8 protein-coding genes are annotated in these 5,969 nt (G+C 67.9%); 3 read left to right on the forward strand and 5 right to left on the reverse strand.

The window, feature by feature from the left end; translation table 11 throughout:
• The coding region (locus ACTWQR_RS55095) for a nuclear transport factor 2 family protein (RefSeq protein ID WP_443234905.1) at window positions 1-202 on the reverse strand (202 nt) is incomplete at its 3' end.
• A gap of 476 nt (window positions 203-678) precedes the next feature.
• Window positions 679-1,332: a TetR/AcrR family transcriptional regulator gene (locus ACTWQR_RS55100; protein WP_443234906.1), complete on the reverse strand. Its 654-nt coding sequence runs from the start codon at window positions 1,330-1,332 to the stop codon at window positions 679-681.
• Between the two features lie 133 nt (window positions 1,333-1,465).
• Here ACTWQR_RS55100 and ACTWQR_RS55105 point away from each other — a divergent pair, with 133 nt between their 5' ends.
• Together ACTWQR_RS55105 and ACTWQR_RS55110 are read left to right on the forward strand one after the other, a co-directional pair.
• Entirely contained in the window at window positions 1,466-2,218 is a 753-nt protein-coding gene (locus ACTWQR_RS55105; protein WP_443234911.1) for an NADPH-dependent F420 reductase, read from the forward strand.
• A gap of 551 nt (window positions 2,219-2,769) precedes the next feature.
• Entirely contained in the window at window positions 2,770-3,057 is a 288-nt protein-coding gene (locus ACTWQR_RS55110) for a hypothetical protein (RefSeq protein ID WP_443234907.1), read from the forward strand.
• A 421-nt stretch (window positions 3,058-3,478) separates the two neighbouring features.
• Here ACTWQR_RS55110 and ACTWQR_RS55115 read toward each other — a convergent pair whose 3' ends face one another.
• The 3 genes from ACTWQR_RS55115 to ACTWQR_RS55125 form a co-directional block, all read right to left on the reverse strand.
• The gene (locus tag ACTWQR_RS55115) at window positions 3,479-4,408 is read right to left on the reverse strand and encodes a nuclear transport factor 2 family protein (protein WP_443234908.1); all 930 of its coding nucleotides are present in this window, start codon (window positions 4,406-4,408) and stop codon (window positions 3,479-3,481) included.
• A 183-nt stretch (window positions 4,409-4,591) separates the two neighbouring features.
• Window positions 4,592-4,729: a hypothetical protein gene (locus ACTWQR_RS55120; RefSeq protein ID WP_443234909.1), complete on the reverse strand. Its 138-nt coding sequence runs from the start codon at window positions 4,727-4,729 to the stop codon at window positions 4,592-4,594.
• A 208-nt stretch (window positions 4,730-4,937) separates the two neighbouring features.
• On the reverse strand, window positions 4,938-5,687 hold the full coding sequence (locus ACTWQR_RS55125; protein ID WP_443234910.1) for an SDR family oxidoreductase: 750 nt from the start codon (window positions 5,685-5,687) through the stop codon (window positions 4,938-4,940).
• Between the two features lie 155 nt (window positions 5,688-5,842).
• Here ACTWQR_RS55125 and ACTWQR_RS55130 point away from each other — a divergent pair.
• On the forward strand, window positions 5,843-5,969 hold a 127-nt coding region (locus ACTWQR_RS55130; RefSeq protein ID WP_443234912.1), incomplete at its 3' end, for a helix-turn-helix domain-containing protein.

Raw genomic sequence — 5,969 nt, forward strand, 5'->3', positions numbered from 1 at the left:
CTTTCGCGTGTCCGGGAGCGTTCATGAAGGTCGCGATCGCGTCCAGCCCGACGACCGGGTCGCCGCCGAAGACGCTGCCGTCCCACACCGCGTCTTCGGTGAGGCATTCGCCGAGACGGTCCAGTTCGTGGTCGTCCATGATGTGCGCCCACAGCGCCAGGGCCCTGCTGATTTCGACGGTGTCTTCATTGGTGGGTTTCACGTTCGGCTCTCCATTGTGTGCGTTGCTGGATCAGGCCTTCGCGCCGCTCAGCATGGCCAACGCCTGGTCGTAGGCGCCGTTGGCCTCGGCGACTCTCTCCTTCGCCGCAGGGGCCGGGCGCGCCCGGCAGTCTCGACTATGGGGGTGTATCGGCGGGGGCGGGAGAGGATCACATATCCATGGACCGACAATCCTCCCCAGCCGGCCACCATGGAGATCGCAAGAATGAGCTGCGGACCCGGGAGTGACCACGTCGTCCAGGTAGAAGGACCGCTCCAGTTCCGGACGCGTGGGCTCCTCGGCGTACGGAACGTCCTGCTGGCCGATGCCGTGGCCGCACGGGTTCGCCGAGGAGCCGACGAGGCCCGAGCTGGAGCGTCGGTCGGCTGGGTGCCGACCGAAGACCGCAGAGCGGAGGCCTGTAGGAGCCGCGGCAGCCCGCGCGTCGGTGAACTTCTGGCGCATGCCGGTCGGCCCTACCGGATCGTGGGCAGCAAGGAGTTGTGGACGAGTGCCGGGGGTAGGGGCCCGGTGCCGGTGGCGCACATGCCGTCGAAGGTGAGCCGCAGGTAGCGCCGCCAGGCCGACGGATCGGCGGCCAGCAGGGGTGCGGCGGTGTAGTAGACGCCGCAGATCAGCAGCATCACGTCCTGCCCGTTCAGGTCCGCTCGGAGTGAGCCGTCGCGTTGTGCCCGCCGCGCCAGTGACTCGGCTGTGGCGATCAGCTGCTCCTGTCCGGCCTGTATTTCCGGGTGTCGAAGATCCGGCACCATGCGGAGTGCCTCCGCGAGCGCCCGGTTGTTTGCGTAGAGATCGACGCCCGCGCTCATGAACTGCAGCAGGGCGGTGTCGGCGTCGGCCTGCTCGGTCTGCTGGCGGCCCACTGTCACCAGTCCGTCGATTTCTTCGCTGATGATCGCGGCGAACAGGTGCTCCTTGGTGGGGAAATGCCGGAAGACGGTTCCCTTTCCGATCCCCGCCCGTGCCGCGATCTGTGCAGTGGACCCTTCCGCGCCGTGCTCGGCGAACACCTCCGCGGCAGCCTTCAGTAGCGCCTTGCGCGTCCGCACCGCGTCGGCTCTCATCCGTCGCGCGGGCGGTGCTGCAACGGCTTCTTCTTCAGTGCTCATGGGTCCACTCTACGCAGCATGACCGTGCGGTCCGGTTAGGTGGTACGGTAGTCAACATGACCAGCCGGTCCGGTTACGGTTCGCGGCAGCGGCCGGTCCGGCATTTCCTCATCCCATGGGAGAACAGAGCACCATGAACAAGACACTCGGCATTATCGGCAGTGGCAACGTCGGCGGCATCTTGGCCCGCCTTGCTGTCGCCGCAGGCCTGGACGTCGTCCTGAGCAACTCCCGCGGCCCCGAGTCCCTCGCCGGTCTCGTCGCCGAACTCGGCCCCCGCGCCCGGGCGGCCACTCCCGCCGAGGCCGCCGAGGCCGGGGACCTGGTGGTGGTGTCCATCCCGCTGAGCGCCTACGAGAAGATCCCGGCCCAGCCGCTGGCGGGCAAGATCGTGATCGACACGCTGAACTATTACCCGGTGCGCGACGGCCGCGTCGCCGAGCTGGACGCGAACGAGCTGACGAGCAGCGAGCTGGTGCAGCGCCACCTGGCCGACTCCCGTGTGGTCAAGGCGGCCAGCAACATCGTCTCCAGCCAGCTGTTCAGCCTGGCCCGCCCCTCGGGTGCGCCGGACCGCAGTGCCATGCCGATCGCCGGCGACAATGCCGCCGCCAAGGCGGAGGTCGTGGAGTTGCTCGACCTCCTCGGCTACGACGCGGTGGACATCGGCACGCTCGCCGACAGCTGGCGCAGCGAACCGGGCACGCCCGTCTACTGCAAGGCCTACTACGGCGAAGTGCCCAAGGACGTGAGCTTGGACAAGACGATGGAATGGATCTTCCAGGCCCCGGGCGTTCCAGTACCTGCCGACCGCGTGAGGGAACTGACCGCCACGGCTGTCCGGGGCCCCGCGGGCGGCAGCTCCTCGGTCGACGCTTGGACCTGAGTGTCGGCGTACACGTGAACTTCAGCTCGTACGCCGACACTGAGTGCAGAACATCGCGGAAGAAGAGGTGGAACGGAACTCCTGACCGGGTCCGGACACCGACCCACCGCGGTGGTTCCGGCCACCAGCGGGGAGACAGACGCCTGCGGCTGCCGCCCCGACTGCGACTACTGCGGCTGAACCGACACCTGCACGAGGCAGAGAGACCTCGGCCGTCACACGGCCGGGGTCCTCTTCGGCCCAGACCATCTCCGCGAGCGTAGTCTTCCCAAAGCCCCCCCGCACCGTGCAGTCCGGCCACAACGGTGATCCCCACCGACCGCAACCGCCGTCGGCGGCCCAGCTCAGCCGCCACCTGCCGGACCTGTGCACGGTTGACTACCACCGCGGCATCTCCGGGGCCGCAGGCGGTGGTGGGTCCTCGGCCGTCGACGAAGACTTGACCTCGTGGAACAGCGCATACAAGGCCAGCAGCAGGGCTAGCTCACCGGATACGGGATGACCGGCAGGTCGACCTGCCGGTCTGGGTCACCGCAGCCTCCCGCACCGCTGTGCTGACCGGCTACGCCGGCGCGCATGCCCGGATTACCGGCCTCGACGACACCGACCTCACCCACGCGGCGCAACGCTTTCTCACCTGGCTCGCCGAACCCCACGACCGACGATGGATCATCATTCTGGACAACCTCGATGGTCCGGATGATCTGATCGGGTGGCGGCCTCCAGACATCGCCGGCGGACACACCGTGGTCACCACCCGACGCCGCGACAGCGCACTGCTGGCCGGCCGGCGTGCGTCGTCCTTCAATCCTGACCGTCAGCCCGGACCCTTGCGGTGATCGCCAGCGCTACGACCTCCCGGTCGTCTGGCGCACGCCGTGAAGACGGGTCCGATCATGGTCGCCGAGAACGGCGCACCGACATCGGTCGAAGGCCGGATGGGTGGTGAGTTGGCCAAGGCGGGCGACCCGCCTGATCCCGCGCAGGCGGCACAGTTGGCGGCCGGCAGCAGCCCCCGCACGTCGGTGCCGGCCCGTAGGCGCTTGAGGCCGTAGACGGCGCCCGCCAGCACCCAGACGCGACCGCACCGGTCTCACCCCGGCCGCCTTCGCGGCCAGCGAGGCCACGACCTGCCGCCCTCCGGCGACGTCTGCGTGGTGACCAGCGGCCACCGCGAGATTCGAGTGTTGTCCACAACACACAGACCATCACGCGGTGGCCGCCCTACAACCCGGGCCTGAACCAAGATCTCAAACGGGGCTAGAACATGGTGTTGTCGTTCGCGGAGGTCTCCGGCACGTCCTGGATCACATCCCAGTGCTCCACGACCTTCCCGTTCCGCACCCGGAAGAGATCCATGAACGCCGTACCGCGCTCACCGGGGGCGGTCAGGGCGTGGCTGTGGACCACGACGAGGTCGCCCTCGGCGATCACCCGCTTCCGTGAGAATGCCACCGCCGGGAACGCCTCGAAGTACGCACCGAGGCCCACCTTCGCGCCCTCCACCCCGTCGACGGCGAATGGGTTGTGCTGGTGGTATTCGGGCCCAAAGTAGCGGTCGATTGCCGACAGGTTCTTCCGCACTACGATTTCGTCGAAGGCCTCGGTGACCAGCTTCTTGCTGGACGCCGTGAGCCACGCGGGCCCCGGCTGCCGTGTGCGCGGCCAACTCTCCGTCGAGAACATGTCGTTGCCGTTCGCGGAGGTCTCCGGCACGTTCTGGCCCACGTCCCAGTGTTCGGCGATCTTCCCGTCCTGGAAGCGGAAGATGTCGAACACCGCCGCGCCCCGCGTGCCCGGCGTCCTCACCGTGTTCGAGTGGACCACCACCAGGTCGCCCTCGGAGATCACCCGCTTGACGTCGTACTCGGCGTCCGGGAACTGCTGGTGAAAGCCGACGCCCAGATTCTTCAGCGCCTCGGCGCCGTCCGGTGCGAACGGGTTGTGCTGGATGTAGTCGGGGCGTACGTAGCGGTCGACGACGTCGGTGTCGCCCTGCTCGAACACGCCCTTGAGGACGCGGACGGCGACGGCCTTCTGGTAGCCGAGGCGGGCGAAGGAGTCGTAACCGGCGTGATCGGCGGAGGCGGTCGGCGGTACTGCGGCGGCGGGCATGCCGGCGGCACCCAGCAAGGCGGTTGAGGCGAGGACTGCGACAAGTGCGCTGCGGGCACGCGTGGTAGGGGTCACGGGGTGGCGCTCCTTAAGGAGAATGGGACAGAAGGCCGGGACACTTTGAGACGGCTGCCCGGTTGGTGCTGCGGCCGGTTCAGGCTGTCTTGACCGCGGCGGCGACGACGTCGGTGAGCGGCTTGCTCGGGCGTCCGATGAGTCGTTGCAGGTCGGTGCTGGCGGTGAAGAGTTCGCCGCGGCTCACGCCGAGGTCGGAGTCGACCAGGAGGGCGGCGAACGGCGCGGGCAGTCCGGCGTCGAGCAGAAACCGAGCAGCGCAACGGCCAAGGTGTTCATCGCGAAGGTGTCGACCAGGTCGGTCGTTCCCTCGTGGATCATGGTCAGTCCTCCGTCGGTAGCAGGTCTGCTACCAGCGATCAGGTCGTCGTTTCCTGGATCACCAACTCCCGATTCGCTGTCGCATCGGCCGCACGGGCGGCCATGCTCAACAATCGCCTCACGCTCACCGAGCAATGGGCGAGAAGTACCCGGCGATCACATCGAGCGTTTCGATCTGCGTGCTGGACAGGGCCGCGGGTTGTGCGGGTCAGGCTTTGAAGCTGCTGAGCATGGTCAGGACCTGGTCGTAGGTGCCGGTGGCCTCGGCGTAGCGGGCGAACTTGGCGCCTTCCACGACGATTTCCTTGGCGTCGGGTTGGGCGTCCAGCAGTGTCAGTGTCTCGGTCAGGAACTCGTCCAGCGGCATGGCCTGCTCGTTGTCCTGCTGGCCCATCAGTCCGGTCCGGACCCCCGGCGGGGCCACCTCGATCACCTGGACGGGCGTGCCGGCCAGTTGGACGCGCAGGCTCTCGGAGAACGAGTGCAGGGCAGCCTTGGTCGCGTTGTAAGTCGGGGTCACCGGCCACGGCACGAACGCCAGCGCCGAGGTGACGTTCAGGACGGCGGCGTCGTCCCTGGTCACCAGGTGCGGCAGGAAGGCGTACGTCATCCGGATCGGGCCGAGCAGGTTGGTCGTGACGTGGTCCTCGGCGGTCGACAGGCAGGCCGGATCGAGCAGGTTCTCCGGCAGCATGATGCCGGCGTTGTTGACCAGCACGTTGAGCTGAGGATGGCTCGCGGCCAGGGTGCTTGTGGCGCGGGTGATCGACGCGGGGTCCGCCACGTCCAGGACGAGCGTCTCGATGCCCGGGTGCTCGGTGGCGATCTGGTCGAGCAGGTCCTTACGCCGGCCGGCGACGATCACCGTGTTGCCGGCCTCGTGCAGGCGCAGGGCCAGTCCGAGCCCGATACCCGAGGTGCCGCCGGTGATCAGGACCGTGTTTCCGGTGATCTTCATCGGAGTCCTTTCGTGGATACCCCCGGCTTCAGCCGGGGGAGGAAACGAAATCCCTGCGGAGCAGGGCACAGAGCTGGGATGCGCCGCAAGGGCGGATCCCAGTGCCCTGACCCGCAGGTTTGATCTCTACCTGCGGGTCTGGCTGGTTTGTGCGTGTGGCCGTGAACCATGTGAAGCGGGCGTTCAAGTACCGCTTCTGTCCCAGTGATGCGCAGGCGGCGGAGCTGTCGCGCACGTTCGGGTGTGTGCGCAAGGTCTACAACCTGGCGCTCGCCGCCCGCA

The sequence above is a fragment of the Streptomyces sp. 2A115 genome, assembly GCF_052245575.1.
GTDB lineage: Bacteria > Actinomycetota > Actinomycetes > Streptomycetales > Streptomycetaceae > Streptomyces.